Here is a 23,588-nt window from a genome sequence, read left to right as displayed (position 1 = left end):
GGCTTGCTGTATGGCCATTTCATTTTAAAAAGGGAATTTATTTAACCACTGTCCTCCATCAAGGGTAACTACTTCTCCATTCATATAAGCTGCCTTTTCAGATAGCATAAAATAAGCTAAATCTGCAATTTCCTCCGGCTTTCCCAAACGCCCTAGCGGAACAGACGAGATTGTCCGCTTTGCTGCCTTTTCAGATTCAAATAACTTTTCGGCACCGCCGGTTCTTTCAATGGGGCCAGGTGCAATGGCATTTGTGCGAATACCATATTTGCTTCCCCACTCTACAGCCAAAGTCCTTGTCAAATTAAGCACGCCTGCTTTGGCTGCAGAAGAATGACAAACCCCTGCACCTGCATTCCAAGCGTATGTTGCGACCATATTGAGAATTGCTCCCTTGCTCTTTTGCTCTATCCAATGCTTTCCAACGGCCTGGCTACAGTAAAAAGTCCCATTTAGCACGATATCAATCACTGCGTTCCAACCGTTCACTGACATATCCTCTGCAGAACAGATGAAATTACCTGCTGCATTATTAATCAAACAGTCAATCTTACCAAATTGACGGACTGCTTCATCAACCATACGACTGACATCATCTGGCTTGCGCACATCCATTTGAATGGTCAGGATTTCACCTTGCGCAGTTGCAGCAAGTTCTTCAGCAGCAGCTTGCAGACGCTCCAAGCTCCTTCCCGTCATGACAGTATGAGTTCCCTCCTCAACGAATTTTTTTGCCATGAATTTCCCCATACCACTTGAAGCACCTGTAATGATTACCGTTTTTCCTTTCAAACTGAATCACTCCTCATTTTTCTATTTTCATACTATTCCATTTTGAACACGGAGTCAAAAAATTGCGGCGTTATTCTTTTTTGTCTTGCCTTCTTTCTGAGGAAGACTTTGCGTGGTATACTTTTCATATCAGATTGTTTGAGGGGAAATGTTTAAAAATGAACAGAAGGGCTTTTTTAAAAAGAGCTTTTGGAAGCTTGCTCACATTATTTGGAATTGGCGGTTCGGCCTACGTTTACGCCCATAATATAGAAACATCCATGCTCCATGTCCAAAGAGAAACAATTACTTCACCAAAAATCACATCTACATTCAGCGGCTTTAAAATCATTCAATTTTCGGATACGCATATCGGATTCCAATATACGCTGGACCAATTCAGTAAGTTGGTTAAAAGGATTAATGCGCTAGAGCCTGATTTAATCGTGTTCACTGGTGATTTAGTCGATAATCCAGATACATATACTTTTGGCAATGAACTGATACATTTGCTCCAAGGTTTACGTGCTGAATATGGAAAGTTGTGGGTATACGGGAACCATGACCATGGTGGATATGGCACGGATATATTAAAAAAAGTGATGAAGCAAGGCGGTTTTCAGTTACTGCAGAACAGTCATCAAGCCATCGAGAAAAACAACGACAGAATACTAATAGCAGGTATCGATGATGTCATTCTTGGGAAACCAGATGTGAAAGCGGCATTGCGAACTACAAACCCAGACCTGTTCACCATTTTATTGGCACATGAGCCTGACTATGCAGATACGGCTGCACAACATCCGGTGGATGTCCAACTATCAGGTCACAGCCATGGCGGTCAGGTTCGCATGCCATTCATCGGAAGTTTGTATACCCCAGCCTATGCACAGAAATATATTCAAGGAAAACATATTATCGAAAGGAATTTGACGCTTTTTGTCGATAAGGGCATCGGCACGACCAGACTTCCTTATCGATTTTTATGTGAGCCTGAAATACATGTATATACTTTGCTGCAAGGATAGTGGGTGTCATATCATGTGTTCCTCTGCAGCCTTTTTTTTCATTGATTATGTACAGGCTTTACGATACGATAGGTTATAATAAAAATTTATTGAGGAGGTGAAAACATGCAGAATATTCGCATTTCTGAATTAGCACAAGCACTTTACACGGTAAACCGGCATGCGAAGACAGCGCTTCAGCCCCAGCATTTATACTGGATCAAAAAACAAACAATTAATAAATTATTACAGGAAAAACATGCCAAAAAAATCGGCTTGCATTTTTCCGACAATCCTAAATTCAGTAACCAGCATTCCACATTACTTGTAAAAGTGTCAGATTACTATTTTCACATCCCTCCTTCTAAGGGAGATTTTCAAAAGCTGGAACACTTGGGGAATTTGGACGAAAATTTTCGCAATCCTCCATCGAAAATGTCTCTTTCTCAAGCAAAACGGATCGTCTATCAATACATTGACTGGCACCCTGAAAAAGAAGAACGACAAAAACAAATTCGCAAACCTTCATATTTCACCCCTTCATCTTTAGGGAAGATGGAATGGCCCCCCCACAGAAAAAGATATCCGAATCAAAAAAGAACACCTAAAAAACCAAAATAACTATATGAATTTGATGAAATGCATTTGCTGAGAAGGCAAATGTATTTTTTGATTATGCATTACGCCATATCCTGCCAATGATGCGTACTACCATCAGAATAACGCCAAACCCCGCTAAAAACAGCAATGCCAGTCGAAACCGCAGCATATGATTATCCAAAGACAACCAGGTAAGCAGCAGAATAATAACTACAAGACTGGAAAGCAAATAGTTCATCAATGTCTCAGCGCGCCATCTTAACAGCAGTCTCGTAACCGGCCGCAGCACGAAATAGCTGACAAGCATCCCGACGGTCAACAAAACAATAAATATCGCGTCATCACTTAAACCAAAGTAACGTAGTCCTTTGACTGTTTCAGGGAAAATTAATGATGCCAGCATTTTGTTAACTCCTTTCTATACTACTTCATTATCAACTGATTTTTCTTGTGATAAACATGATATTGTTAAGTTTCTGATACTTTGATAATATCAAACTATAAGGAGTGAGGATTATTGAGATGGAGAGCATTGAGCTGCATACTGCTGGGAGCGGCATTATGGGGGACAATCGGGTGGTTTGTCAAACACTTGTATACATATGGATTCACACCGATGGAAGTTGTCAGCATCAGGGCATTTTCCGCCGCAGCCATTCTGGTTGTGTATATGCTCACAACTGCTCCAAGGAAAATGCGGTTGGATCAGGTAAGAGATATCAGTTACTTTTTGGGTACAGGCATATGCAGTATCATATTTTTTAATTACTGCATGTTTTCCGCAATCCAGCTTACGACAATTCCTGTTGCTACTGCATTGTTATATACAGCTCCAGCTTTCGTGTGCATTTTATCGATATTTTTATTCAAAGAATCAATGACGAAAACGAAGATCGCAGCTTTGATGATGACCTTGGTTGGTACTTGTCTGATTGTCGGAGTAATACCAGTCGATCTTAATAAGCTGCAGCCAGCTGGTATTCTATTCGGGCTTGGGTCAGGTATTGGTTACGCCCTTTATAGTCTTATCAGCAAGTTCGCACTCAAAAAATATACCAGCTTGCTAATTACGACGTACACTTTTTTAGTAGCTGCCGTATCACTGCTCCCATTTTTCCCGTTTAAAGACAAAGGCCATTTATTTGCCGATCCCGCAGTTTTATTATTTGCAATCGGTCTAGGCTTCCTGCCAACCGCGTTCGCCTATATTATCTATACGTATGGACTGCTGCATACCCAAGCATCCAGCGCATCGATTCTAACTACGGTCGAACCGGTTGTGGCAACGGTCATAGGAGTGTTCGTCTTTACAGAGCCTTTTTCAGGACTACAGCTATTGGGCATGTGTTGCATTATTGCAGCAGTCATTATGATCCAGCTCTCCACCGTAAGAGGTTCTGCAGCTAATAAAAAATGTATTAGCCGCACTGGATAGAATATAACGGAAGAGCGAAGGTTTTACCATTCATGACGAATTGTGCTTTTTATGAGGAAAGCATTTCGGTTTCGGCGAGTTTTTGCTCTCTGAACGAAACAGTGATGTAGCTCACGGAAAAAAAGATGCCCTGCACGTATACTGAAGTTGAAAATTCCTTCAGGAGGTATCAAGTTATGACTATGTTCCATGCTGCAAACACCCCAGTTGATATTGTGAAGATTTATCCGCAGGCAAGTGATTTATTCAGAAAGCACCGGATAGATTTTTGCTGTGGCGGCAATAAACCATTAAGTGAATCCTTACGAAGTCTGCAATTGAATGAGGGATCTATACTGAAAGAGCTGAATGATTCTTATTTGGAATGGCGTCGAAAGGAAGATGAGCAACCAACAGATTACGATGCTTGGTCTCCAACTAATCTAGCTGATTACATCCTTGAAACGCACCATGAATATTTACGCAGGGAATTGGAGCCTATAGCAACTTATGTTGACAAGGTTTTTCAAGTCCATGGTAAAAAACATGCACATTTGGAATTGTTGCACAAGCTTTTTCATGAATTGAAAACAGAATTACTGGAGCACATAGGAGATGAAGAAGCAAACGTATTTCCATTTATAAAAGAATACGAGGAAAGTCCTTCTGATCAGTTGCTGGAGCAGATAAAGCATGCAAACAGAGATTTAGAAGCGGAACATGAAGCAACTGGAAATATTTTAAAGGAAATGCGCAAGGTGACGAACGACTATAATGCGCCCGAAGATGCTTGCAATACCTATCGGATGGTCTACGCACGTTTGGAGGAATTGGAATCAAATACTTATCAGCATGTTCATTTGGAGAATAATATCCTGTTTCCAAAGTATGGATAAGTTCATCTCAAATTTCGTGAGGTTATCGATCTCCATTCAGTGAAGATGATTGCATCACGAATCTTGCAGACATGATGATTTAATTAGCTAATATGAACGCAAAATGCAAGAAAAGAAGCCTACACATTCTTTTCTTGCATTTTTATTTCCCATCATGGTCTTTATCAAATTGGATGAATAAGATCATGTCATTTTCAGCTGTTTCCTTTTTCTTGCTACCAAATCAATCTGTTTTTGTTCCAATCGTCTTTCCAGTTTTGCCAGCAGCTCTTCATCTTCCATAAGCTCCTGTTTATTTTTTTCAACTAGTTCTTCAAAGCGTGTTTTTCTAATACGCATATTTCCACCCCTTAACTATTTTCTATTATGATTATACCCTAATATAGCTGTCTATGAACCTTGAATTTTTGAACATTTTATAACATATTGTCATTTTTCCTCGAATCAGACTATTCTAATTTATTGTTTCATCGTTTCAAGCCCTCAGTTTCGAAAGATAAACTTTTGTTCGAATACAAATTCAGTAATCTGTCTAATTCTTGGCTCAAAGCGATGGATTCGCAGCTGGTAAAACCTTTTTCTAAAGCAACTGAAGCCGTTTTTCTACGCAAAAGTTCAATTTCGTTCACGAATTCCATTTTCAAAGCGGATACCTCCTTCCATTCGACACGTATATAGATTCGATGTTTCAACACGGAAAATGTGTTAACGAATATCATCTGATCACACGATAAAACGTCTCTCATTCTCATTTGCAGGACGGTTTTTTTTATACCCTGCTTGAAAATATGCCACACGATTTTCAGGTATACGATATCTCATTTAGTTTGCTGTTTAAAAGAAAATTCTGCTATGATAAGAATAGGACGTAGAACATGCTATTTTGCCGCTTAAGACCCAACATTCCCGTTTAACTGGATTTTAAACTATTTCTGGCTGGAAAGATGTTGTGCGGAATGCATGGTGAAAGGATGTCTTTTTTTGGCAAAAGAAAAAAAGAAAATTGAATGGAAAGAATGGCTGAAAGCAATCATTATAGCGGTCTTGCTTGCATTAATTTTAAAAACCTTTGTTTTCGCAACTTCCATTGTTGAAGGAGACAGTATGTACCCGACATTGCAAGATGATCAACGGGTTTTATTCAACAAATTCATATATTTGATAAAAAAACCTGACAGAGGAGATATTGTCATTATAGAAAGGCCAATCAAGAATTACGTAAAGCGTGTAATTGGGTTGCCTGGAGAAGTCATTGAAATGAAAAACCATCAGTTGTACATCAATAACAAAAAAGTCAGCCAAAATTATGTTTCGCAGGACGCGATCAATCATACCGGCAATTTTGGACCCATTAAAATACCGAAGGAAAGCTATTTTGTAATCGGGGACAACCGTGCAATCAGCAAAGACAGCCGCAATGGGCTTGGGTTTATAGATAGCGGGGATATCATCGGTAAATCTGAATTGATCATTTATCCGTTCAATGAGTGGTCGAGAACCAGATAACGAAACAGTGAACGCTGTGATACTGTAAGATGACTCGTAACGCTGAATCGCAAGATAAAATAGCCACCGTATTACGGTGGCTATTTTATCGATATGTACGTCTGTCTCGTAAACCAGCTCAAGGAATGGCGTCAATTCTCGTTATCGAATACACATGAACCGATATTAAACAAAAGAATAGCCACACAAATAATAGCAAAAACTGCTTCCCACATTTCCTACACCTCCTGAAATCAGTACAATTTATCTTTTGTCAAGCCTATTGTTCCTATACTTCATCATACCACATCTTATCCCTTTTAGTGAACCACCCTACCTCCACTTATTTACCATTTGGCCAATGGAAGCAGGGCATGGCTTAATGATACTTTTTTATGGGCTAACGAAAGCTGTACGGGATTAATCGCTCTTTCTAAGGCTTTGCCTGCTCATCGGGACTGTAACCCTCACGCTATATTAATGGGGGCTACGAGAACATTGTTAAAGCAAATGAATGCGGCTTTAAGCGCTCTATCCAATGATGATCCTTTCTTTCGGATAATGGTATTTGCCGCCACCTCTATTCCTTTTAAACATGAATAAGGCAGTGATGATCCCCACTCTTCCAATGAACATCAACAGCATAAGGATGAGTTTACTTACGATACCTAGTTGCGGTGTGACGCCAAGGCTCAGCCCGACCGTACCAAAAGCGGAAGTCGCTTCGAAAAACGCTGTAGTGACCGAAATGGACTCAATTGCTGAAATGGTAATCGTCGAAATATACACAATCATGATTGCGAGCAGCATCACAACAACCGCCTTGTACAAATCTTCCTCGTGCACTTCCCTGCGAAATATGCGGATATTGTTTCCTCCTCTTGCATAGGTGATGATGAAAATAACCACAAGTGCAAAAGTAGTGGTCCGAACCCCCCCTCCCGCGCTGCTGGGAGATGCCCCGATAAACATCAACAAAGACATGACTAAATGGTTTGGTTCTGTCAGCTGTGTAATATCCATCGTCGTCAGACCAGCGCTTCTTGTCGTCACCGACTGAAATAAGGCATAGAACAAAACCTCATGCCAGGATTTACCCGCGAAAAAGTGCTTGGCATCCAGTAAATAAATCAGCAATGCTCCAACGACAATCAAAATAAAAAAAGTGATCGACGTTACTTTTGTAAACAGTGAGAATCTCCGGAATGTATTATTTTTAGAAAAAAGATATTCCTTTACCTCGATTAACACTGGAAAACCAATGGCACCAAAAATAATCAGCAGCATTGTAATAAACTGAATGAAATAATCATGTTGATAAGAAATGAGAGAATCCCCTGTAATATCGAATCCCCCGTTTGAAATAGCGCTGATCGTACTAAAAAAACCGTTCAAATATGCTTTGCCTGGAGCGTAATACTTTAGAAAATAGGTGCCCAGCACGACAAACGCGATAAATTCGATTACGAATACCACGACAATAATCTGTTTGATCAGGCGAACCATGCCCTCGAACTTTGTCTGGTTCTGATCAGTCATAATCAATCGACGTTCTTTAAATCCGATTTTTTTTCCAAGCAAAAGCCAGATAGATGTTCCGATTGCCATGATACCAACAGCACCGAGCTGAAGAATCAATGCAAGGAAGAAAATCCCTGTTGTGCTCAGCGAAGATGCAATTGATATAGGTGTCAGTCCTGTGACGCTCAATGCGCTGACAGCTACGAATAATTTATCGATAAATGCGATATGTACACCCGGCTGATAGGCAACTGGCATACATAGCAGAGCAGTCGAAAAAGCAACTGCAATAAAATAATATAGTAATATCATCTGCACAGGTGATAAACGCCTTATCTGTTTTGAGAAATTAGACATATGAAACCCCTTTGACTAAGCTGTTTATTTCTTTCATCAAAAACCTACAACTTATTATAGCAGGCTGTAATGGATTTTTCCTATCTTTATCATTTTTTTACTGACTCATTTATTAAACTTTTTAAAAAATCACAGTGAATGTGACTCACTGTGATTCCGGCCTATTGACTATTGATTTCTTTCTTGAATTGTTTTAATAAGGAGGCACCCTGATAACCATCAACAATTAACGTTTCCAGCAATGCTTCGATTTTACTTTTCCGCTGGTCAACGATTTTTCCCATGAACAATACGTTTATATTTTCTTTCATTTCATTGACATTTACTATCTTACTGATAAATACGACTGGTGTATTATTCTCTTTGGTAATGACAGCCTCCAGCATGAATTCATCACGTTCATTTTGCAGTCTCCGCAATAAAGGAAGCTGATCCCGTTTTGTGTAGACCTCTAACACCCACCGGTCCTGATCATCCTCTTTGTTGATAATCAGGCCATCCAACATTTCAATGTTGTGGTGAAGCAGTTCCTCACCTGAACCTTCTAAAATGCGCAATCCTTTCAATTTAAAAGTTTTCATCGGCACCACCTTCCTCTAATTTTAATGAGTTAACTGCGATATAATCATTTTCATGAAGAAAAAATCAGCCGCCAATATAAGACATTTCTATTTTTTTACGGTTGCTTTTTCCGCTTTCTGCCCGTTCGTCTGAATAACGGTCTTTCCTTCTCCCCCAAAGGCGTGCCAAATCATACCTTAGCTGCCGGTCATCACAACCTTCACGAAGCTTTGATTTGATATCATACCCACCGGAGGCGAATAGACATGTATACAGTTTGCCGTCAGCGGAAAGCCGGATACGCGTACACGAGGAACAGAAGGAGTCTGTTACAGAAGATATGACGCCTACCTCCCCTATTCCATCAAGATAACGGAACCTGGACGCAACTTCACCTTCATAATTCGGTTCGACCGCCTCCACAGGCATTTCTGTATGGATTTTATTAATTATTTCCTGTTTTGAAATGACATTTTTCATATCCCAGCCATTGTGATTTCCAACATCCATGAATTCAATATAGCGCAAAATGACGTCTTTGTCTTTAAAATACCTCGCCATAGGGAGGATTTGGCTTTCATTCATTCCTTTTTTGACAACCATATTTAATTTAACTTTCAAGCCTGCTGCAATGGCAGCTTCAATTCCTTTCAGTACTGGCTGGACACCTACTCCACGGCCATTGATTTGTTTAAACACTTCATCCTCGATTCCATCCAGACTGATATTGACGCGCTGCAGACCTGCAGCTTTCAATTTCTTCGCTTGTTTGGGCAACAGTACAGCGTTCGTCGTCAACGCGATATCCTTTATGCCATCAATCTGATAGAGCTCCTCAATCAATTCATGCAAATCTTTGCGCAGGAGAGGTTCTCCACCAGTTATTCTGATTTTAGTCACACCAAGTGCAGCAAACTGCCTTGCAAGACGGACAATTTCTTCAAAGCTGAGAAGCTCGCTTTCTGGTAAAAAAGGATAATCATGGCCGAATATTTCCTTCGGCATGCAATACGTGCAGCGGAAATTGCATTTATCAATGACTGAAATCCGCAAATCCTTCAACAATCTGCCGAAATGGTCCCGTACTGGAGTATTATCCATCACGATTCCTCCTTCTTTAATTTCCTGAATGCTTCAAAGCTTTGTTGACCTTCCGTATCTTCCAGCAGCAATACATCGACAACACTGCCCGCCTTATACCCTCTGCTCCCCCCAGGAAGAACCATCAGACAGGTAGTATGCGCCAGCGACGAAACTACATTGGATTTGTCCATGCCCGCGCTATGCACTACCATCGTACCTTTTTCAAAATGGATGTAACCACGAACAAACCTCGTAAAAGGATTCGCCTTCAAAAAGCTGGTTGCCATGATAGCTTTCGTCCGCTTTAAAAAAGGATTCGGGTTATATAAGCTGGTTTGAATGATTGGCCTGGCAAACAATTCAAACCCAACATAACATGCAGATGGATTTCCGGACAATCCGAATAACAGCTTACTACCCATAGAGGCAACCGTCGTGACACTGCCAGGGCGCATTGCAACCTTATTGAATAATACCTCGGCACCAAGTTTTTCGTAAATGGCCGGCATCAAATCATAGTCGCCGACAGATACGCCCCCCGTTGTAATCAGTATATCGACCTCATCCAGTACGGACTTGATTTTGCCGAAGCTGCTTTCCAGCTTATCAGCAAGCTGGCCGTAATAACGGTATTCAGCACCTGCGCGTTTAACCTGAGATGCAATCATGTATGCATTGGAATTGCGAATTTTTCCCGGCTGTAAAGGCTCCTCGATTTCAAGTAACTCCGTGCCAGTAGAGATGATACCTACGAGTGGTTTTTTTGCGACTGATACATGGTGATATCCAAATGTGGCCAAAAGGGCTTTGATACCGGGATTGATTAAAGTGCCTTTTTCGACAAGCAAATCTCCCTTCTGTATCTCAGAACCCTCCTTCATTATATTATCGCCTTCAGGAATTTCCCGTTTAAGCCTTATGAATGGCTGGCCGTCTTGCTCGAATTCGTGGCAGATTTCAAACATGACAACACAATCCGCTCCTTCTGGAATCTTAGCCCCAGTCATAATCCTGGTCGCCTCATTCACTTGCAGTTTTTTCGTCGGTAATTCCCCCGCCCCTATATGATCTACAACTTGGAAAGTTACCGGACAGTTTTTCGAGGCTCCATTCGTATCACTTGACTTGATCGCAAAACCATCATATGGAGATTTATCAAAAGAAGGGATCGCGTTGGTCGCATATATCGGTTCCGATAACCTTCTATTATCACATGCATGTATGGAAATGACTTCACTGACTGCTTTTAATTGGTGCTCCATCACTGCTGATACTGCAGTTTCAACAAAAATTGGTTTGCGTATTTCAACCATAAGATCACCAGCCTTATATGTATTTTACATTATGCCGTATTTTACTTTTAACCTTGCTTCAGCTATTGCTTCTTAGGTCTGCACCTAATTCCAGTTTAACAAACTTATCAGGCAAATGACACTTATTCTCCGACAATTCTATGGCTTATATAGACTTTTAAGCGTATTGCTGCCTGTAGCTGCGGATGATGCCTGCCCATGCAAAACTTGACGTTCCTTCAAATAAATAATTCCTATGTTTCCGGACATACTGACCAAAAAGGCATAAACTGGGGTGAAACAAATGGCCTATTTATTCTTACTGCTATTTTTTGTATTGTTTTTGCTATTGCTGGTCCACTTTAAAAGCAGTACCAGAGCTGGCGCCGACAGCGATTCCCGTCTGACAGAAGAACAAAAAGAAATACTCAGACAGGATTACATTTCGCACAGTATTACGGATGGAAGAAAAGACCCGGAAAAGCTCTAAATCCAGGAAATAATAGACTTCATTACGCATCCTGCCCCCAAAATTTTTACACATTATTTACTGCCAAGGAAAAAAATAGCAAGTATAAATAAGTGTTCAGCAATAAAACATAACAATGAAAGGTTAAAGGAGGAAATAACATGACAGTAGGCAGCCAATTGAAACAAACCCTGGCAGGTCTGAAAAGCGCCCAGGCCAGCCTGGAACAGTTCGCTTTGCAAACCGAAAATAAACAAGCGAAAAAGCTTTATGAAAATGCAGCCCAGCAAACGCAAAGCATACTGCAGACAATAGAACCGCGCATTCAGCAAATCGAACAGGAAGAACCGCAGTATAAAGGATTTTAACCTGAAGGGGGACAGTATCCCCCCTTTCCCTTAGATCAAATACAGCGTATTTCACAAATTAATTTTAAAACAAATTTCCATACAAGGAAAAACGGGTGAGTAGCATGAATTATCTTCGATTGACGCTAATACTATTTATTTTTTCCTTTTTAATCGTAGGTTGCCAGAAAGATCCCGATTATCATAAAACAACTGAACATAATCAAGGAATAACCAATACATCAGTAAAAAAAGCCCCTGTTGACCAAGGCATATCAGCCAAAGCAAAGAACTTGCTAGGCGAAGATGAGAGAATCACCAGTGTTCAAGCGATAAATGATGATAAGCATCTCGTAATTGCTGTATCTGTACCCCATCTGCAGCGCTTTAAACTGGAAAAAACAAAAAAGAGACTGGACAAGCAGATGAAAAAAGAATTCCAGAACCATCACGTCACTTTGTCAACAGACAAAAAAATTCAACTGGAGCTGGAGCAGCTTCAAAAAGAAATGGATAATCAACAACTTTCACAAAAAACACTGAGCAAAAAACTCAAACACATCATCAAACTTTCTAAAGAAGAAACCTAAGACAGAAATGAGGGATTTGGTCATGGCTGATAAAAAGAAAAAAAACCTGCCTCCAGAAGCACAAAAATATCAAGCTTTCCAGAAACAAAGAGAAACTAAAAGACCCGTAGTGAAAAACTGCTGTAAGGCTTTTTTGATTGGCGGCCTGATTTGTTGCATCGGCCAGGCAATTTCAACATTTTATATTTATTTTTTCGATTTCACCGAAAAAACTGCAGGAAATCCGACAACAGCAACGCTCATTTTCATTACAATGCTGGTGACTGGTTTCGGTGTTTACGACCGGCTTGCCCAATTTGCAGGGGCAGGTACAGCAGTTCCTGTAACAGGATTTGGCAACGCAGTCATCTCTTCTGCGATAGAAGACAGACCAGAGGGCCTCGTACTGGGAGTTGGCAGCAGCATGTTCAAGCTCGCTGGGCCAGTCATTGTATTTGGCGTGTTCAGTGCTTTTATCATCGCCTTGATCAAAACAATTTTAATTCAGTGGGGTGGCCTGTGATGCTGCAAGGACACCGCACTTGGATATTCGAAAATAAACCGGTAATCATTTCAACTGGTACAGTCGGTGGTCCATTTGAGGCGAATGGCAATGTACCGGAGAGTTTCGATATCCTTCATGACGATATGTGGTTACAGCAAGATTCTTTCGAAAAAGCACAACAAACGATGATGGAAGAAGCATGCCAGCATGCTATTAAAAATAGTTCAATTCAAAAAGAACAAGTCAATTTTTTCATCGGCGGGGATTTGACGAACCAGATCACACCTACCACTTTTGCTGCCAAATCTGTTGGCGTACCATATTTCGGGTTGTTCAATGCCTGTGCCACCTCAATGGAGGCTTTAGCCTTATCCGCATGCATTGTCAATAACGGCGGAGCTGATTATATTTTGAGCGGCACATCCAGCCATAACGCAGCGGCCGAACGGCAATTTCGCTATCCTACCGAATATGGCGGCCAAAAACCTCCGACTGCACAATGGACAGTGACAGGAGCAGGCTGCAGTTTGCTGGCGCAGCATGGGAATGGGCCGGCTGTGACCTCTGCCACTATAGGTAAAATAGTCGACATGGGCATTACCGATGCTTTCAACATGGGCGGGGCAATGGCTCCAGCAGCTGTTGATACGATTATCGCACATTTAAAAGAAAGAAATATCGATCCATCGTACTACGATTTGATCATTACAGGGGATCTTGGAAAAATCGGCAATAAGGTTTCTTTTGATTTGCTGCAAGAAAACGGCATCCACGTAAAAAAAGAACAATATGTCGATTGCGGTCTGACCATCTATCGCGAAGATCAGCCAGTATTATCAGGAGGCAGCGGTGCAGCATGTTCCTCAGTCGGTGTTTATGGCCATTATCTTAAACTGATGAAAGAGAAGAAAGTGAAAAGAATATTATCTGTTGCAACCGGTGCTTTACACTCTCCGCTGTCCATCAAACAAAAGGCATCTATTCCATGCATCGCCCATGCTGTGTCCATCGAGTCTGGAAGTGATGATGTATGATATTTTTCTGGGCTTTCCTGATTGGCGGATTAATCTGCGTAATCGGGCAAATCATGTTCGACGTTTTCAAACTGACTCCAGCCCATACTTTATCAGGAATGGTGGTTGCAGGAGCTATCATCTCTGGTTTCGGGTGGTATCAGCCACTCGTCAATTTTGCAGGAGCCGGGGCTACTGTTCCTATTACCAGTTTTGGAAATGCGCTTGTCCAGGGTGCGATGGCTGAAGCCCAAGCACACGGACTAATAGGTGTTGTGACGGGGATGTTCGAAGTAACCAGTTCAGGTATTTCTGCAGCAATTGTTTTTGGTTTTGTTGGTGCCTTACTTTTCAAACCCAAAGGGTAATTTGAAAGGAGATTTTTCACCATGACAGTCGGTTCCGATTTAAAAGCTTGTCTTGCCAGCATGAAGAGCATTGAAGCTTCTTTGGAAATGTTGGCAGGACAAACCGTCAACCAATCGTCTAAACAAGCTTTTCACGATGCGCATGAAATCGTGAAACAGATGAAAAATGATTTTTCTAAACAAGTGATAAAAATTTCCAATGAAGAACCACAATATTAAAAAGGATATCGGAAAATAGAAAGGAATTTTAATCATGCCTGACTGGGTCCGTATCATCATGAATTCAACTATCCTCATTGTCGTTTTATTTTTTTTAACCAAATGGTTGGGAAAAAAACAACTCTCACAGCTGAATATATTTGAATATATCACCGGTATCGTGCTTGGGGGTATAGTAGCGATCCACGCAAGTACATTGCAATTTCCATTGATTTACGGTTTACTTGCCATGCTTGTCTGGTTCCTCATTCCATTCGGCTTAGAATATCTTGGTTTGAAAAGTAAGAAAGTGAGAGATTTCACGCAGGGAAAAAGTACCGTCATCATCCAAAATGGAAAGATTATGGAAGAAAATTTGAAAAAGGAAAGATATACTGCTGATGATCTTATGGAAAATCTGCGCAATAGAAACATTTTCCGGGCAGCCGATGTTGAATTCGCTGTACTGGAACCCACCGGTATAATCAATGTTTTACCTAAAACTGAAAAACAGCCATTAACTGCCAAGGATCTGGACATTAAACTAGCGCCAAAAAAAGAACCGCAGATAGTCGTGATGGACGGTAAAGTGATCCATGAGGGTCTTGCCAATGCCTCACTAAACATAAATTGGCTGGAAACGGAACTGGAAAAGCTGCAAGTCAGCATAGAGAATATTTTTCTCGGCCAGGTAGACAGCGATGGACAGCTCACCGTCGACTTATTCGATGACAAACTGACTGTCCCTGCCCCAGCACAAAAACAACTTCTTATGGCCTCAATGAAAAAAGTGCAAGCTGACTTGGAACTTTTCGCGCTAGCTACAGATAACAACACTTCCAAAAACCTCTATACGAAGCAAAGTGAACAAATGCAAAAAGTGATTCAACTCACTGAGGATTATCTGAAGTGAGTTGTTTGCTTTACATAAATAAGGAAAAATGTAGCACCTTAAAAATAAAGTATCTTGCTGCGGAGGGGTTTAATTGAAACAATATTTGCGTAGAAAATATGATAAAACCACTCAAAAAAGGGATAGGGAACGAATGAAAAAAAAGCTGAGTCCCCACATTGACGAAAATATTCAGACCTTCAAGCAATTGTACTCGATCCCGGAAAACGCGGATGTTGTGCTGCGCACCATCCACCTCCCTTCGATACAAAAAAAAGCTGCAATTATATTTATCAAAACGATTAGCAATACAGATTTGATTGACAAAGATATTATCAAACCTTTACAAGAAGAAAAAGATATCGAAAAACAGGAAGAATTATTGAACGTATCTTCACTTCAGGTCAAAACCTTTGTTAACGATATTGCGGACGGCATAAATCAAGGTCTTACAGCAATTATTACTGACACCCACACGGAAGCCTTTCTGGCAGAAACGGCAAATTTTGCCGGCAGAAGCATCGACAAACCTGAAACGGAAAAAGTGGTTAAAGGACCAAAAGAGGCTTTCAATGAGCTGGTCAGCACAAATATTTCCATGGTGCGAAAGAAAATCAGGGACGAAAAACTGGTCTTTGAAAAGAGCAAGATTTCCAAACGCTCAGAAAACACCATTTTCATAGCATATATCAAAGGAGTTGTTGATGAGGATCTGCTAACGAAAGTGAAAAAGAGAGTAAATGATCTGGATGTCAATATGGTGCAAAACTTATCTTTACTTGAACAATATATTGAGGACAGACCGTTCTCAATCCTTCCAACCGTGCTATATACCGAACGGCCTGACCGGGCTGCTGCATTCATCCAAAGTGGTTACATTGCTATCTTAATGGATAACTCTCCCGACTGTTTAATCGCCCCAGCCACTTTCTGGTCTTTTTTTCACGGTCCCGAAGATCAGTATCTACGCTTTTTTTATGGAAATTTCACGAGAGTGCTGCGAATTATCTCCCTGTTTGTCACTTTGTTTACATCGGCCATTTATATTGCATTGACCAATTTTCACTCGGAAATGATTCCCCCGGATTTATTGTTGGCCATCGCTGCTACGAGGGAAAGAGTCCCTTTCCCGATCATTATCGAAGTGCTGGTGATGGAGCTGGCGTTCGAACTGATTAGGGAAGCCGGGATTCGCGTTCCGGCACCAATTGGGCCAACCATCGGTATTGTGGGAGCGTTAATCTTAGGACAGGCCGCTGTACAGGCTAACGTTGTCAGCCCAATTATCGTTATTGTTGTAGCTCTTGGTGGGCTTAGCTCGTTTGTCATCGGTGACATCAGTCTGAATTTCGCAGTACGAATCAGCCGTTATTTCCTGATGATCTCTGCTTTTTTATATGGCATATACGGTTTAACCGCTATATTTACAATGGCAGTAGCTTATTTGGTTTCTATCAAATCATTTGGCATCTCCTACTTGGCACCTCTTACACCAAGTTACCAACCATACAGTCAGACCATCTTTAGGGGGCTGCTGCCTCATCAGTTAATCCGGGCGGGGTTTTTAAAGCTGAAAGATGCGCAAAAAAAGAAGGGTGAACAGGAATGAAACAATCCAATGGCAAGATTGGCATGAAGGAATATATTGCCATTGTCGTGTTCATGATTGGAGCAAAAATAGCTGACGATACGCCATCGCTTTTTTTTAAGCAATTGGACAATGCAGCATGGATGTCGCCACTCATTAACGGTCTGGCCGCTATCCTCCCAATAGCTTTATTCATCAAGGTCCTCACTTTGTATAAAGGAATGAACCTGGCGGAAATTACTTGTCGATTATTGGGTAACTTTATTGGCAAAATTGTCTTATTCTTTTTATGGGCAATATTATTCAGTGCCATTGTGCTGGACTCCTCCGTATACAGTGAGATCATTACATCGACATATTTCCCGAATTCTTCGACCTTCTTGGTACTGACTGTATTAATCGGGGTCTGTGCGTACATTGGAAAAAAAGGGATCGAACAAATCGGCTCAGTCTCCTGGGCACTCTTTCCTTATGTGGAAACGTTTTTTGTTTTAGCACTGGCACTATGTATGTTGCAGGGGAATTTTGATTTTTTGTTTCCATTCTTCGGTCCTAGCGAGTGGACGGTGATTAAGAATAGCGTGACTAAAGGGAGTGTTTTTGCTGATTTTACGTTTATTCTGCTTATCGCGCCTGCAGTGAAGAATATGAAAGACCTAAAAAAAGGCACATGGATTTCGTTCGGAATCATACTGGTGGAAGCTGCTATCGCACTTGCTTCTTATGTGCTGTTATTCGACTATCATTCTGTAAAAATGATGAGCTATCCATTTCACGAAAGTATTTTTTATGTCGAATTTGGCTTTCTGACAAATGTAGAAATATTAATATTTCCTTTTTGGCTGGTTGGAGCTTTTATTCGTTTTGCAGCTTACTTATATTTGAGTGCAATACTTCTCGGTAATATTTTGGGAATAAAAAACTTTGAATACATCATACCTGTTCTTGCAGCTTTGACCCTTCTTTGCGGAATGATCCTGCCCATTACACCCGATATATTGAATCAGCTAAGGGAGTTGGAGCTGCTTGCAGCAACACCTGTATTCTTCCTTTATCCTGTATTACTTTTTGTGATTGCTAAATGGCGGGGTGAGAAACGTGTTTCTTCAGACTGAACGGAATAAATATCTGTGTTTGCTTGTTTTGGTCATATTCGCGGCAATGCTCACAGGCTGTGGGGACAGAAGCGAATTGGAAAACAATGCATATGTAATCGCTATTGGTATAGATAAAGCCAAAAAGAAAGATGCCGTTCAAATAAGCTTCCTGATTGCCAATCCTGAATACGGAAGCCAACAAGAAGGTGCAAGTACTGATGAACCACCTGTAGAACTCATTTCCTTCGAAGCAAATGATGTCTCTACAGCTAGAAATCTTGCCAATACGGTCATCGCCAAAAAAATATCCTACAGTCTGCTTCGAACGATGATTGTGTCGGAAACATTTGCCAAAGATAAACGGTTTATCAGGTGGATGTACGATGGCTCCAGAGATCCGGATATAAGGAGAGATATTCGCCTAGTAGTCTCTCATGAACCCGTCATTGATTTTTTTGAAAATAATCGTCCAAGATTGGAGAGTCGCCCACACAAGTATTTTGAGTTTATGTTAAAGCGTGGTACTGAAACTGCTACTATCCCGAATTCACTATTGAATCATTATTTTCGTATTACGGAAGCGGATGCTGATGCATTTTTAGCTATTTACAGCACAACCATCAGGAGTGGCCAGAAGGAAAATAAACATCAAGAAGAGGGCTATTTCACTGCGGATCAATTCCGTTACAGAGGGGAAACCAACGCCGCTGTTTTTGCCGGATCAGCGATTTTCAAAAGAGGCAGGATGATAGGCAAGCTTACCGCAGAGGAGACCAGGATAGCGATAGAACTGAGTAACATCGCAAAAGCAAGTGATGTATTGACCACTTTTCCAGACCCTTTGAATGGACACTACAAAGTCGGTGTACGTTTAAGGAAAAATGAATCTAACAGCATACAGATGAACTTGGAAAAAAAACAGCCTGAAATCGATGTTACCATCCCCCTCATCGCTGATGTTGTTTCCGTGCACAGTCTGCAGCAATATGCAGCAAGTTTGGAAAAACAACACATCTTAAAGCATGCATTAGAAAAGGATATCGAGACTAGAGCAAAAAAATTAATTCAAAAAACACAGAGAGTTTATGGTGTGGAACCTTTCGGATGGTCGTTGAAAGCCCGCAGGGAATTCCTGACTAACCCAGAATACGAGAGGTTCGACTGGATGAAACAATACCCACATATGAAGGTAAATGTGAAAGTGGAACTATCTATTCAAAAATTCGGCAGGCAGGATAAGTCTATCCATTTTAAGGAAGGGAGGGAATAGTATGCGCCTGCTATTGTGGTTTATCACAATTGCATCATTTATTTACACGGTCCTCTTTGCTTACGCTTTGTGGAAAGAAAAAAGCAAACCGGGCGCAATTGCGATGCTGATATGTGCGATTGCCATTTTCATTTCCCCTTTTTTCATCACGTTATCTTAACGATAAATGGAAAAGACATTCCATATGATGATTTGGAATGTCTCTATTATCATTCGTTAGGATATACACAAGGCTACCTTCCCAAACTGTTTTCCACCTTCCAAATGCTCCATTGCCTTCTTAGCATCTGTTAATTCAAAATCCGTATCCACCACCGGATGGATCTGATGCTTGTCCATGAAGGAGAGCATGTCAAGGAGTTCCTCCCTTGAAGCCATCGTACTTCCGATCAACCGCTGCTGAGCATAAAAGAATTGACGGAGGTTCAACTCCACTGTATCATCTGTTGAGGAGCCGAACACAACGAATCTGCCTCCAGGCTTCAACAACGCGAAAGACTTGTTGAAAGTTGCTTGACCCACGCTGTCGATCACCAAGTCAATTGTTTCATTCTTCAAAGCTTCGGACCAATCACTATCAGAGTCAAGTACGATGTGGGCACCGAGTTGTTTGGCAAGCTGCTGCTTTTGTTCACTACGAGATGTAACAATCACTTTTGCACCAATACTTGCAGCAAAAGAAATTAAGTATGTGGCCACGCCGCTGCCTGCTCCAGGTATAAAAACAGTCTGTCCCTTTTTCAATTCCCCTTTTGTAAACATAGCCCTATATCCCGTCATGCCGGATAGAGCTAAAACTCCCGCTTCTTGCCATGTGAGATACGCCGGTTTTTTTTCAACTTGGGAGGCCGCTATGACTATTTTTTCAGCGAAAGTTCCATTGTCCGGCATACCAAGGATGTCGAAACCAGCTGGCGGCACAACAGAATTATCGGGCCAGCCTAGTGATGGATTGATAATGACCTCATCACCCACGCTGACATTTTTCACGTCATCTCCAACCGCTGTGATCACACCAGCACCATCAGAACCTAGTATGAGCGCATCCTTATCATTGCCCAATCTTTTCCCTATAAATAAATCCCTATGATTCAGCCCTGCACACTTCAGGGATACGATAACTTCCCCATGACCAGCTGTTGGATTTGTCATCTCTTTCATTTTGTAATGACCATGTTCAAAAACAAATGCCTTCATATCACTTCGCTCCTTTAACCAAATATGCACTGTACTTTTCCAGTGATCTCATAGTGGAGATATCTTCAGAAAATAATGGTACATAATACAGGTTTTGTTTGTAAAATAGGTTTTCAATTTGCTTGATATAAAGCTTTTCAGAAGAACGACGCTCAGCCAGGAACTTTCCGTCTGCAAATGCAGGCAATACCTTATTTATCACTAATGATTTCACACGTAACTGATATTTATCAAGTATTTTGATTGCCTTTTCTGTTTCTAAAATTGCCAGACGTTCCGGATTAAGCACAAAAACAAATCCGGTCTGAGCGGGGTCAAGCATTATTTCCCGAACCTTTCGAAAACGATACTGTCTATTTTTCAAAGTTTCATAAATCGGATCATCCACTTCCTTTCCATCATAAAGCAACTGCGAGTAATTTCTGTTCGTTTTCTCCCTTTTCTCAAGTAGTCCATCTATCCAGACACCCATTAATTCTGGAAGCGACAACAGTCTGATGGTATGCCCTGTAGGTGCAGTATCAAAGATGATTGTATCAAAACGCCGCCCCTCTTCCAGAATGATCGAAATAATTTTATCAAATAAAGCTGCTTCATCAGCTCCCGGAGACGCTTTTGCGATATCCAATTGTCTGTTCACTTCTTCAAGCATGCTGACTTGTACAACATTTGCCATATTTTCCCGAATGCTCGCAATGTATGTATCTGTTTCTTTTTCAGCATCAATTTCAATCGCAGACAGATACTTGCTTACACGTGTGATACGTGAAGAAATCTTTTCATGAAGAATGTCTCCCAGATTATGTGCTGGATCAGTAGAGACCAATAATGTCTGCAGGCCTTGGTTTGCAGCGTTGAATGCGATTCCCGCTGCGGTAGTTGACTTGCCCACTCCGCCCTTGCCGCCAACGAACAGCAGCTTCTTATAAATTTCTTCCATGGTCCTCCCCCCTTTTTACATCTAGCAGCAACGCATGCCCGAAAGTGGAGATTTGTCCATCCCCATACGCAAATGCCAGTCGTGGAATTTTCCAATCATATATGGATATAGCTCCAATGTATAAAAGTAAACGGGATTTGGAATGCCGAGCATCTCGGAATAGAGAAGCAATAAGAACAAATCATCTTCTGCCCGCAATTCACGGGCAATCTCCTGACGGTGTGGCATACTTAACACTTCTTCGTACCAATCGAGCAATTTTTTAAGTTTCATGCAATTTCCTCCCCCGCAATTGAAAAGGGATCTGGAATGGACCCCTTCTCAAATTAGTCATCGCTTCCCATTATTTCGAGTCAATCGGCTGATTTTTCTCTTTCGTCAATACAAAGAATGCTGTCAGTGTAATCCAAACGGCAAAAACGAAAATAATTGCGCCAAAGATGAACAGCAGCATATTCGAGCCGGTACCAAACCAAGACCATTCAAAGACTACCTGCTGAAACATGGCGTACAATGTCATAAACATAACAAAAATCATCGGAATTAATGTCACTGCATAATTTCTGCCAAGCCGCCTCAGCCAGACGCTGATTAATAACAAACTGATTCCGGCTAATAATTGGTTGGAAGTACCGAATAATGGCCATAGCAGATAGCCTCCTGAACCGAATCCTTTCGGTCCGTGCGGCAGCAGAACTAGTGCTGCACTCGATACAACCGCTACTGAGGTAGCCACATGCGGGCGTGCCAACACAGGCATTCTATATTCCATGCCCAATTCAGCGATGATATAGCGCATGAGCCGAACAGAAGTATCTAACGTAGTTGCAGCAAAACTTACCACGATAATTGACACGATGGTGGTTGCGATGTCTGCAGGAATCATCAGCCCTGATGCCAATTTGCTTGCGCCTTGGACGAAGACGTTCAAGCCAATTCCATTCGCTTCTGTAAAACTTGTGTAATTCGAGAGGAATTCACTTTTTGATGCAAAAAAAGTAATAACTGCCAGTGTAGCAATCAGGGCAAGTATTCCTTCTCCTACTGCTCCCAAATACCCAACGAACCGCGCATCCCTCTCATTGTTCAATTGTTTAGCAGACGTACCGGAAGACACCAGTCCATGAAAACCTGAGATTGTCCCACAAGCAATAGTAATGAATAATAGCGGGAACCACGATGTGCCAGCCCCAGGGTTTGTTGCCGGCGCAGTGATTTCAGGGTTCGTAAACAATAAGCCCAAATATAAGATAGCCAAGCCGACAACAAGCTGGTGCGAATTGATAAAATCACGGGGCTGCAGTAATTTCCAGACGGGCAGTGTAGATGCAATATACACATAGATCATCAAAATGACAATCCAAATAAAGAACGCTGTGGAAACTGTTCCTAATCCGAATAATCCAGTACCACCTTCACCACCCATATATTGCACCAAATCAATTTGTAAAAAACCTACTTTACTTGCAAGAATTGCTGCGCCATACATGACAATCAATCCGATCAATGAAGGCCCAAGCATTTTCTTCTGTTTCTTATACACCGTAACGCCAATCCATACCGCCAGAGGGATCTGGATAAAGACAGGGAACACACTGGAAGGAAAAGAGATGAATAGATTGGCAATCACCCAGGCGAAGACAGCGTTAACCATTAGTACAAGAATCAAAATGATAAACAAAAATAAGATTTTCGCTCGTTGCCCTATTAATTTATCAGCTATTGTCCCCACTGAATGGCCCTTATGTCTAACTGAAAGAACCAGCGTACCAAAGTCATGTACACCAGCAGCGAAAACAGTCCCTAAAACGACCCAAAGCAACGCTGGCAGCCACCCCCAATAGACCGCAATGGCAGGTCCAAGAATTGGTGCCGCGCCAGCCACAGATGTAAAATGATGGCCCCATAGAACGAATTTATTCGTAGGAACAAAGTCGACATCATCTTTGTAGCGGTGTGCGGGAGTGATGTAATTGGAATCCAAGCGAAAGATTTTCTCAGCAACAAATTTTGAATAAAAGCGGTAACCTAAAGCCAAGACAAACATACCTAAAAAAGCAATCAGTATTGCATTCAATTTTTTAACCTCCCTCGATGAAATGAAAGATTCTCCCATAGTTGGACGCTTATAATTGATAGGTATGCAAG

At 41.3% G+C, this 23,588-nt stretch carries 29 protein-coding genes; 17 read left to right on the top strand and 12 right to left on the bottom strand.

Annotated features, from left to right (window positions below):
* Positions 1-24 precede the first annotated feature (24 nt).
* Positions 25-792, bottom strand: a complete 768-nt coding sequence (fadH, locus tag ACFSMW_RS02995) for a 2,4-dienoyl-CoA reductase (protein ID WP_390352890.1) — start codon at positions 790-792, stop codon at positions 25-27.
* A gap of 158 nt (positions 793-950) precedes the next feature.
* Between fadH and ACFSMW_RS02990 the strand changes: the two genes are divergently transcribed.
* Both ACFSMW_RS02990 and ACFSMW_RS02985 read left to right on the top strand, forming a co-directional pair.
* A complete protein-coding gene (locus ACFSMW_RS02990; protein WP_390352888.1) occupies positions 951-1,799 on the top strand; it encodes a metallophosphoesterase in 849 nt (282 codons plus the stop codon).
* 105 nt (positions 1,800-1,904) lie between these two features.
* A complete protein-coding gene (locus ACFSMW_RS02985; RefSeq protein WP_390352886.1) occupies positions 1,905-2,399 on the top strand; it encodes a YkyB family protein in 495 nt (164 codons plus the stop codon).
* A 52-nt stretch (positions 2,400-2,451) separates the two neighbouring features.
* Here the strand turns inward: ACFSMW_RS02985 and ACFSMW_RS02980 are convergent, their stop codons facing one another.
* Complete coding sequence (locus ACFSMW_RS02980) at positions 2,452-2,781, bottom strand: hypothetical protein (protein ID WP_390352885.1); 330 nt, start codon at positions 2,779-2,781, stop codon at positions 2,452-2,454.
* A gap of 114 nt (positions 2,782-2,895) precedes the next feature.
* Between ACFSMW_RS02980 and ACFSMW_RS02975 the strand changes: the two genes are divergently transcribed.
* A complete protein-coding gene (locus ACFSMW_RS02975; protein ID WP_390352883.1) occupies positions 2,896-3,813 on the top strand; it encodes a DMT family transporter in 918 nt (305 codons plus the stop codon).
* Positions 3,814-3,989: 176 nt separating this feature from the next.
* Positions 3,990-4,688 (top strand): iron-sulfur cluster repair di-iron protein, encoded by a 699-nt coding sequence (gene ric / locus ACFSMW_RS02970; RefSeq protein ID WP_390352882.1) that lies wholly within the window; start codon positions 3,990-3,992, stop codon positions 4,686-4,688.
* A gap of 183 nt (positions 4,689-4,871) precedes the next feature.
* On the opposite strand, the gene ACFSMW_RS02965 is transcribed toward ric, so the two are convergent.
* Both ACFSMW_RS02965 and ACFSMW_RS02960 read right to left on the bottom strand, forming a co-directional pair.
* On the bottom strand, positions 4,872-5,027 hold the full coding sequence (locus ACFSMW_RS02965) for an FbpB family small basic protein (protein ID WP_390352880.1): 156 nt from the start codon (positions 5,025-5,027) through the stop codon (positions 4,872-4,874).
* A 128-nt stretch (positions 5,028-5,155) separates the two neighbouring features.
* The gene (locus tag ACFSMW_RS02960; protein WP_390353897.1) at positions 5,156-5,326 is read right to left on the bottom strand and encodes an aspartyl-phosphate phosphatase Spo0E family protein; all 171 of its coding nucleotides are present in this window, start codon (positions 5,324-5,326) and stop codon (positions 5,156-5,158) included.
* A 343-nt stretch (positions 5,327-5,669) separates the two neighbouring features.
* Between ACFSMW_RS02960 and lepB the strand changes: the two genes are divergently transcribed.
* A complete protein-coding gene (lepB, locus tag ACFSMW_RS02955) occupies positions 5,670-6,194 on the top strand; it encodes a signal peptidase I (RefSeq protein ID WP_390352879.1) in 525 nt (174 codons plus the stop codon).
* A gap of 510 nt (positions 6,195-6,704) precedes the next feature.
* Here the strand turns inward: lepB and ACFSMW_RS02950 are convergent.
* From ACFSMW_RS02950 to ACFSMW_RS02935, 4 genes are all read right to left on the bottom strand, one after another.
* On the bottom strand, positions 6,705-8,051 hold the full coding sequence (locus ACFSMW_RS02950; RefSeq protein WP_390352877.1) for a TrkH family potassium uptake protein: 1,347 nt from the start codon (positions 8,049-8,051) through the stop codon (positions 6,705-6,707).
* Between the two features lie 161 nt (positions 8,052-8,212).
* Entirely contained in the window at positions 8,213-8,632 is a 420-nt protein-coding gene (locus ACFSMW_RS02945) for a YwpF family protein (protein WP_390352875.1), read from the bottom strand.
* Positions 8,633-8,696: 64 nt separating this feature from the next.
* Positions 8,697-9,713 carry a GTP 3',8-cyclase MoaA gene (moaA, locus tag ACFSMW_RS02940; protein WP_390352874.1) on the bottom strand — a complete coding sequence of 339 codons (1,017 nt, stop codon included), beginning with the start codon at positions 9,711-9,713 and terminating at the stop codon, positions 8,697-8,699.
* On the bottom strand, positions 9,713-11,008 hold the full coding sequence (locus tag ACFSMW_RS02935; protein ID WP_390352872.1) for a molybdopterin molybdotransferase MoeA: 1,296 nt from the start codon (positions 11,006-11,008) through the stop codon (positions 9,713-9,715). Before ACFSMW_RS02935 ends, moaA begins: the two co-directional genes overlap by 1 nt.
* 283 nt (positions 11,009-11,291) lie before the next feature.
* Between ACFSMW_RS02935 and ACFSMW_RS02930 the strand changes: the two genes are divergently transcribed.
* From ACFSMW_RS02930 to ACFSMW_RS02875, 12 genes are all read left to right on the top strand, one after another.
* Positions 11,292-11,477, top strand: a complete 186-nt coding sequence (locus ACFSMW_RS02930; protein WP_390352871.1) for a hypothetical protein — start codon at positions 11,292-11,294, stop codon at positions 11,475-11,477.
* A gap of 140 nt (positions 11,478-11,617) precedes the next feature.
* The gene (locus ACFSMW_RS02925; protein WP_390352869.1) at positions 11,618-11,824 is read left to right on the top strand and encodes a DUF1657 domain-containing protein; all 207 of its coding nucleotides are present in this window, start codon (positions 11,618-11,620) and stop codon (positions 11,822-11,824) included.
* 104 nt (positions 11,825-11,928) lie between these two features.
* On the top strand, positions 11,929-12,393 hold the full coding sequence (locus tag ACFSMW_RS02920; RefSeq protein ID WP_390352867.1) for a YhcN/YlaJ family sporulation lipoprotein: 465 nt from the start codon (positions 11,929-11,931) through the stop codon (positions 12,391-12,393).
* 22 nt (positions 12,394-12,415) lie between these two features.
* Positions 12,416-12,895: a stage V sporulation protein AC gene (spoVAC, locus tag ACFSMW_RS02915; protein WP_390352865.1), complete on the top strand. Its 480-nt coding sequence runs from the start codon at positions 12,416-12,418 to the stop codon at positions 12,893-12,895.
* Positions 12,895-13,911, top strand: coding sequence for a stage V sporulation protein AD (gene spoVAD / locus ACFSMW_RS02910; RefSeq protein ID WP_390352863.1), 1,017 nt, complete (start codon positions 12,895-12,897; stop codon positions 13,909-13,911). Before spoVAC ends, spoVAD begins: the two co-directional genes overlap by 1 nt.
* Positions 13,908-14,258 (top strand): stage V sporulation protein AE, encoded by a 351-nt coding sequence (gene spoVAE, locus ACFSMW_RS02905; RefSeq protein ID WP_390352861.1) that lies wholly within the window; start codon positions 13,908-13,910, stop codon positions 14,256-14,258. Before spoVAD ends, spoVAE begins: the two co-directional genes overlap by 4 nt.
* Positions 14,259-14,279: 21 nt before the next feature.
* Entirely contained in the window at positions 14,280-14,477 is a 198-nt protein-coding gene (locus tag ACFSMW_RS02900; RefSeq protein ID WP_390352859.1) for a DUF1657 domain-containing protein, read from the top strand.
* Positions 14,478-14,511: 34 nt separating this feature from the next.
* Entirely contained in the window at positions 14,512-15,369 is an 858-nt protein-coding gene (locus tag ACFSMW_RS02895) for a DUF421 domain-containing protein (protein WP_390352857.1), read from the top strand.
* Positions 15,370-15,442: 73 nt separating this feature from the next.
* Positions 15,443-16,957, top strand: coding sequence for a spore germination protein (locus ACFSMW_RS02890; RefSeq protein WP_390352855.1), 1,515 nt, complete (start codon positions 15,443-15,445; stop codon positions 16,955-16,957).
* Positions 16,954-18,051: a GerAB/ArcD/ProY family transporter gene (locus ACFSMW_RS02885; RefSeq protein ID WP_390352853.1), complete on the top strand. Its 1,098-nt coding sequence runs from the start codon at positions 16,954-16,956 to the stop codon at positions 18,049-18,051. The genes ACFSMW_RS02890 and ACFSMW_RS02885 overlap by 4 nt, the downstream gene beginning before the upstream one ends.
* Complete coding sequence (locus tag ACFSMW_RS02880) at positions 18,035-19,303, top strand: Ger(x)C family spore germination protein (RefSeq protein WP_390352852.1); 1,269 nt, start codon at positions 18,035-18,037, stop codon at positions 19,301-19,303. The genes ACFSMW_RS02885 and ACFSMW_RS02880 overlap by 17 nt, the downstream gene beginning before the upstream one ends.
* 1 nt (position 19,304) lies before the next feature.
* On the top strand, positions 19,305-19,463 hold the full coding sequence (locus ACFSMW_RS02875; RefSeq protein WP_390352851.1) for a hypothetical protein: 159 nt from the start codon (positions 19,305-19,307) through the stop codon (positions 19,461-19,463).
* A gap of 56 nt (positions 19,464-19,519) precedes the next feature.
* On the opposite strand, the gene ACFSMW_RS02870 is transcribed toward ACFSMW_RS02875, so the two are convergent.
* The 4 genes from ACFSMW_RS02870 to ACFSMW_RS02855 form a co-directional block, all read right to left on the bottom strand.
* Entirely contained in the window at positions 19,520-20,500 is a 981-nt protein-coding gene (locus ACFSMW_RS02870; protein ID WP_390352850.1) for a zinc-binding dehydrogenase, read from the bottom strand.
* A 1-nt stretch (position 20,501) separates the two neighbouring features.
* Entirely contained in the window at positions 20,502-21,440 is a 939-nt protein-coding gene (locus ACFSMW_RS02865; protein ID WP_390352848.1) for an ArsA family ATPase, read from the bottom strand.
* A 21-nt stretch (positions 21,441-21,461) separates the two neighbouring features.
* Complete coding sequence (locus ACFSMW_RS02860; protein WP_390352847.1) at positions 21,462-21,713, bottom strand: cory-CC-star protein; 252 nt, start codon at positions 21,711-21,713, stop codon at positions 21,462-21,464.
* A gap of 70 nt (positions 21,714-21,783) precedes the next feature.
* Entirely contained in the window at positions 21,784-23,517 is a 1,734-nt protein-coding gene (locus ACFSMW_RS02855) for a carbon starvation CstA family protein (protein WP_390352845.1), read from the bottom strand.
* Positions 23,518-23,588 lie beyond the last annotated feature (71 nt).

Source organism: Tigheibacillus halophilus (assembly GCF_042683165.1).
Classification (GTDB): Bacteria; Bacillota; Bacilli; order Bacillales; family Amphibacillaceae; genus Tigheibacillus; species Tigheibacillus halophilus.
This window is presented reverse-complemented; position numbering and strand designations above follow the sequence as displayed.

Coding starts and splice junctions, on each gene's coding strand:
- ACFSMW_RS02990 (WP_390352888.1), top strand. CDS start 951: ATGAACAGAAGGGCTTTTTTAAAAAGAGCTTTTGGAAGCTTGCTCACA.
- ACFSMW_RS02860 (WP_390352847.1), bottom strand. CDS start 21,713: ATGAAACTTAAAAAATTGCTCGATTGGTACGAAGAAGTGTTAAGTATG.
- ACFSMW_RS02960 (WP_390353897.1), bottom strand. CDS start 5,326: ATGGAATTCGTGAACGAAATTGAACTTTTGCGTAGAAAAACGGCTTCA.
- ACFSMW_RS02930 (WP_390352871.1), top strand. CDS start 11,292: ATGGCCTATTTATTCTTACTGCTATTTTTTGTATTGTTTTTGCTATTG.
- ACFSMW_RS02865 (WP_390352848.1), bottom strand. CDS start 21,440: ATGGAAGAAATTTATAAGAAGCTGCTGTTCGTTGGCGGCAAGGGCGGA.
- spoVAD (WP_390352863.1), top strand. CDS start 12,895: ATGCTGCAAGGACACCGCACTTGGATATTCGAAAATAAACCGGTAATC.
- ACFSMW_RS02870 (WP_390352850.1), bottom strand. CDS start 20,500: ATGAAGGCATTTGTTTTTGAACATGGTCATTACAAAATGAAAGAGATG.
- ACFSMW_RS02885 (WP_390352853.1), top strand. CDS start 16,954: ATGAAACAATCCAATGGCAAGATTGGCATGAAGGAATATATTGCCATT.
- ACFSMW_RS02965 (WP_390352880.1), bottom strand. CDS start 5,027: ATGCGTATTAGAAAAACACGCTTTGAAGAACTAGTTGAAAAAAATAAA.
- ACFSMW_RS02875 (WP_390352851.1), top strand. CDS start 19,305: ATGCGCCTGCTATTGTGGTTTATCACAATTGCATCATTTATTTACACG.
- ACFSMW_RS02900 (WP_390352859.1), top strand. CDS start 14,280: ATGACAGTCGGTTCCGATTTAAAAGCTTGTCTTGCCAGCATGAAGAGC.
- ACFSMW_RS02945 (WP_390352875.1), bottom strand. CDS start 8,632: ATGAAAACTTTTAAATTGAAAGGATTGCGCATTTTAGAAGGTTCAGGT.
- ACFSMW_RS02950 (WP_390352877.1), bottom strand. CDS start 8,051: ATGTCTAATTTCTCAAAACAGATAAGGCGTTTATCACCTGTGCAGATG.
- spoVAE (WP_390352861.1), top strand. CDS start 13,908: ATGATATTTTTCTGGGCTTTCCTGATTGGCGGATTAATCTGCGTAATC.
- ACFSMW_RS02920 (WP_390352867.1), top strand. CDS start 11,929: ATGAATTATCTTCGATTGACGCTAATACTATTTATTTTTTCCTTTTTA.
- ACFSMW_RS02985 (WP_390352886.1), top strand. CDS start 1,905: ATGCAGAATATTCGCATTTCTGAATTAGCACAAGCACTTTACACGGTA.
- ACFSMW_RS02895 (WP_390352857.1), top strand. CDS start 14,512: ATGCCTGACTGGGTCCGTATCATCATGAATTCAACTATCCTCATTGTC.
- ACFSMW_RS02935 (WP_390352872.1), bottom strand. CDS start 11,008: ATGGTTGAAATACGCAAACCAATTTTTGTTGAAACTGCAGTATCAGCA.
- moaA (WP_390352874.1), bottom strand. CDS start 9,713: ATGGATAATACTCCAGTACGGGACCATTTCGGCAGATTGTTGAAGGAT.
- ric (WP_390352882.1), top strand. CDS start 3,990: ATGACTATGTTCCATGCTGCAAACACCCCAGTTGATATTGTGAAGATT.
- ACFSMW_RS02925 (WP_390352869.1), top strand. CDS start 11,618: ATGACAGTAGGCAGCCAATTGAAACAAACCCTGGCAGGTCTGAAAAGC.
- spoVAC (WP_390352865.1), top strand. CDS start 12,416: ATGGCTGATAAAAAGAAAAAAAACCTGCCTCCAGAAGCACAAAAATAT.
- ACFSMW_RS02980 (WP_390352885.1), bottom strand. CDS start 2,781: ATGCTGGCATCATTAATTTTCCCTGAAACAGTCAAAGGACTACGTTAC.